3 protein-coding genes and 1 pseudogene are annotated in these 3,869 nt (G+C 44.9%); all 4 read left to right on the top strand.

Going from position 1 to position 3,869, the window contains the following annotated elements:
- Positions 1-328: tRNA-guanine transglycosylase (locus AC075L_RS02745; RefSeq protein ID WP_476387094.1), on the top strand; the 328-nt coding region annotated here is incomplete at its 5' end.
- A 201-nt stretch (positions 329-529) separates the two neighbouring features.
- A pseudogene (gene yajC / locus AC075L_RS02740) lies at positions 530-741 on the top strand (preprotein translocase subunit YajC); the annotation flags it as partial.
- Positions 742-1,003: 262 nt separating this feature from the next.
- The gene (leuB, locus tag AC075L_RS02735) at positions 1,004-2,086 is read left to right on the top strand and encodes a 3-isopropylmalate dehydrogenase (protein ID WP_008703487.1); all 1,083 of its coding nucleotides are present in this window, start codon (positions 1,004-1,006) and stop codon (positions 2,084-2,086) included.
- A 37-nt stretch (positions 2,087-2,123) separates the two neighbouring features.
- Positions 2,124-3,797 carry a dihydroxy-acid dehydratase gene (ilvD, locus tag AC075L_RS02730; RefSeq protein WP_022380362.1) on the top strand — a complete coding sequence of 558 codons (1,674 nt, stop codon included), beginning with the start codon at positions 2,124-2,126 and terminating at the stop codon, positions 3,795-3,797.
- Positions 3,798-3,869: the final 72 nt, after the last annotated feature.

Here is a 3,869-nt window from a genome sequence, read left to right as displayed (position 1 = left end):
TCATGGAAAGATGAATCTGTTCAATGCAAAATATGAACTGGACGCGCGTTATCGAAGAAGGCTGTCAGTGTCCTGCGTGCAGCATTACAGCAGAGCCTATATCCGTCATCTTCTGAAAGCAAAGGAAATGCTGGGAATGCGTCTCTGTGTACTTCACAATCTGTATTTCTCTAATCATATGATGGAAGAGATCCGAGATGCTCTTGATGCAGGAAACTTCGCCGATCAAATGCGGCTGGAAGGCTTTGAAGAGGGCAAAATAAACTCGAAAAAGATGATATTCTATATGAATAAATTTGTGCGATTTATTAAGAAGACCTTGAAGTAAAGCGGTTTTTTGTGTATGATGTGTAGTGACGCTTTAATCAGATTGTTATCATGAAAACAAGAATTTCATACAGAAGGTAACGGAGATTATAAGTGGATCGCAAAGCAGCTCTTCAGTATGAGCAGCCGTCAGGACGGTCTGTAAATACATGATGGACTGCAAATATGCAGAATAACAGGAAAAGTTACAGGAGGAATCAAAATGGACGCATCAAGCGGAATGGGTATGGTTGGCGCTATTGTCTGGATGGTCGTACTGTTCGGAATTATGTACTTCTTAATGCTTCGCCCTCAGAAAAAGAGCAGAAGAGACTTCAGGCAATGTTAAATGACGTGGAAGTTGGTGACAGCGTAGCTGTTACTACCAGCGGCTTTTATGGCGTGATCATTGACATGACAGAGGAAGACGTGATCGTCGAATTCGGTAACAACAAAAACTGCCGTATTCCAATGAGAAAACAGGCAATCGCTGAAGTTGAGAAAGCCAGGAAGCGCTGCAGAATAATGAAAGTGAAATCATAAAAAGCGGAACACCGATCATCGTCCAGTGATGACTGTGGTTCTGCTTTTTTGATTGGCACTTTTGCATTTTTTCACTTTAATAGGTTGAAATCTGTCGGAAAGTGCGTTATTATAATAACAATTACGCAATTAGAGTATTTTGGAGGAAATTATTATGGATTATAAGATTGCATTGATCCCCGGCGACGGAATCGGACCGGAAATCGTAAGAGAAGCAAAGAAAGTACTGGACAAGGTATGCGAGAAATATGGACACAGCTTTTCCTATTCAGAAGTTCTGTTAGGCGGCGCATCCATCGATGTACACGGCGTACCCCTTACTGATGAGGCAATTGCTACTGCCAAATCATCAGATGCCGTACTGATGGGCTCTATTGGCGGAGATGCAAAAACTTCTCCATGGTATAAGCTTGAGCCGTCCAAACGCCCGGAAGCAGGACTTCTTGCAATCCGTAAGGCATTAAATCTTTTTGCAAACTTAAGACCGGCTTACCTTTACAATGAGCTGAGAAAAGCCTGCCCTCTCCGCGATGAGATCATCGGAGACGGATTTGACATGATCATTGTACGTGAGCTTACAGGCGGTCTGTATTTCGGAGAACGTCAGACTATTGAAGAGAATGGTGTGAAGAAAGCAATTGATACACTTTCCTATAATGAAAACGAAATCCGCCGTATTGCCATCAAAGCATTTGAGATCGCACGTAAGAGAAGAAATAAAGTAACAAGCGTAGATAAGGCAAATGTTCTGGATTCTTCCAGACTCTGGAGAAAAGTGGTAGAGGAAGTTGCCAAAGATTATCCGGATGTTACCTTAGAGCATATGCTGGTTGACAACTGCGCAATGCAGCTTGTACGTGATCCGAAACAGTTCGATGTTATCCTGACAGAGAATATGTTCGGAGATATCCTTTCAGACGAGGCAAGTATGGTAACAGGCTCCATCGGAATGCTTTCATCTGCAAGCTTAAATGAGACAAAATTCGGTCTCTATGAGCCAAGCCATGGTTCTGCACCTGATATTGCAGGACAGGATAAGGCAAACCCTATTGCAACCATTCTTTCCGCAGCAATGATGCTTCGCTTCTCCCTTGATATGGATAAAGAAGCAGATGCAGTAGAAGCAGCAGTGCAGAAAGTCCTGACAGAGGGATACCGCACAGGTGATATTATGTCAGAGGGATGCAAACTTGTAGGAACAAAAGAGATGGGCGATCTGATCGCAGCAGCTCTGTAAGTAAATGATAAACAATTAAGAAAAGAGGAAATAGATAATGAGAAGTGATGCAGTAAAAACAGGCACACAGCAGGCACCTCACCGTTCCCTGTTTAATGCTCTTGGAATGACAAAAGAGGAAATGGACAGACCTCTGGTAGGTATCGTAAGTTCTTACAATGAAATCGTACCGGGTCATATGAACCTTGACAAGATCACACAGGCAGTTAAGCTTGGTGTGGCAATGGCAGGCGGTACACCTGTTATGTTCCCGGCAATCGCAGTATGCGACGGTATTGCAATGGGACACGTTGGAATGAAATATTCTCTGGTTACCAGAGACTTGATCGCAGATTCCACAGAAGCAATGGCAATGGCACATCAGTTTGATGCACTGGTAATGATTCCTAACTGTGACAAGAACGTACCCGGACTTCTGATGGCAGCAGCCAGACTGAATGTTCCTACTGTATTCGTAAGCGGCGGCCCAATGCTTGCCGGACATCTGAACGGACACAAGACAAGCCTTTCCAGTATGTTCGAGGCAGTAGGTGCTTACGCAGCAGGCAAGCTTGATGAAGACGGACTGACAGAATGTGAAATGAAAACATGTCCTACATGCGGATCCTGTTCCGGTATGTACACAGCAAACTCCATGAACTGTCTGACAGAGGTTCTTGGTATGGGTCTGAAAGGAAACGGAACCATCCCTGCTGTATATTCCGAGCGTATCCGTCTTGCAAAACATGCAGGTATGCAGGTTATGGAAATGTACAGAAAGAACATCCGTCCAAGAGATATCATGACAAAGGAAGCAATCCTCAATGCCCTGACAGTAGACATGGCACTTGGATGCTCCACAAACAGTATGCTTCACCTTCCGGCTATCGCTCATGAGATCGGAATGGACTTTGATATCAGCTTTGCAAACGAAATTAGCGCAAAGACTCCAAACCTCTGTCACCTTGCACCTGCAGGTCCTACATACATAGAAGACCTGAACGAAGCAGGCGGTGTATACGCAGTTATGAACGAACTGAATAAGAAGGGACTTCTTCATACTGAGTGCATGACAGTTACAGGCAAGACAGTAGGCGAGAACATCAAAGATTGTGTAAACTTAAATCCTGAAGTTATCAGACCGATTGACAATCCATACAGCCAGACAGGCGGACTTGCAGTTCTCAAGGGTAACCTTGCACCGGACGGTGGTGTTGTAAAACGTTCTGCAGTTGTAGAAGAGATGATGGTCCATGAAGGACCTGCAAGAGTCTTTGACTGCGAGGAAGACGCAATCGCAGCTATCAAAGGTGGCAAGATCGTTGAGGGTGATGTAGTTGTTATCCGTTATGAAGGACCGAAAGGCGGTCCTGGTATGAGAGAGATGCTGAACCCTACATCTGCGATCGCAGGTATGGGACTGGGATCTTCTGTAGCCCTGATCACAGACGGACGTTTCAGCGGTGCATCCAGAGGAGCATCCATCGGACACGTATCACCGGAAGCAGCAGTCGGCGGACCGATCGCACTTGTTGAAGAAGGGGATATCATCAGTATTAACATTCCGGAACTGAAACTGGAGATCAAGGTTTCCGATGAAGAAATGCAGGCAAGAAAAGCAAAATGGCAGCCTCGTGAGCCAAAGGTAACAACAGGATATCTTGCAAGATATGCTGCCATGGTAACCTCCGGAAACAGAGGAGCGATCCTTGAGGTACCAAAAGCAAAATAAAGATGAACAAGTACCCGGCGGGAATTGCGGCATAACCTGTGATTCCTGCCTGAAAAGTTAGGAGGGAATTAA

This window comes from Blautia sp. ZXY-1-B12, from assembly GCF_056339915.1.
Note: the sequence above shows the minus strand (reverse complement) of the source record. Positions and strands in the feature narration are given on the sequence as shown.

Coding starts and splice junctions, on each gene's coding strand:
- leuB (WP_008703487.1), top strand. CDS start 1,004: ATGGATTATAAGATTGCATTGATCCCCGGCGACGGAATCGGACCGGAA.
- ilvD (WP_022380362.1), top strand. CDS start 2,124: ATGAGAAGTGATGCAGTAAAAACAGGCACACAGCAGGCACCTCACCGT.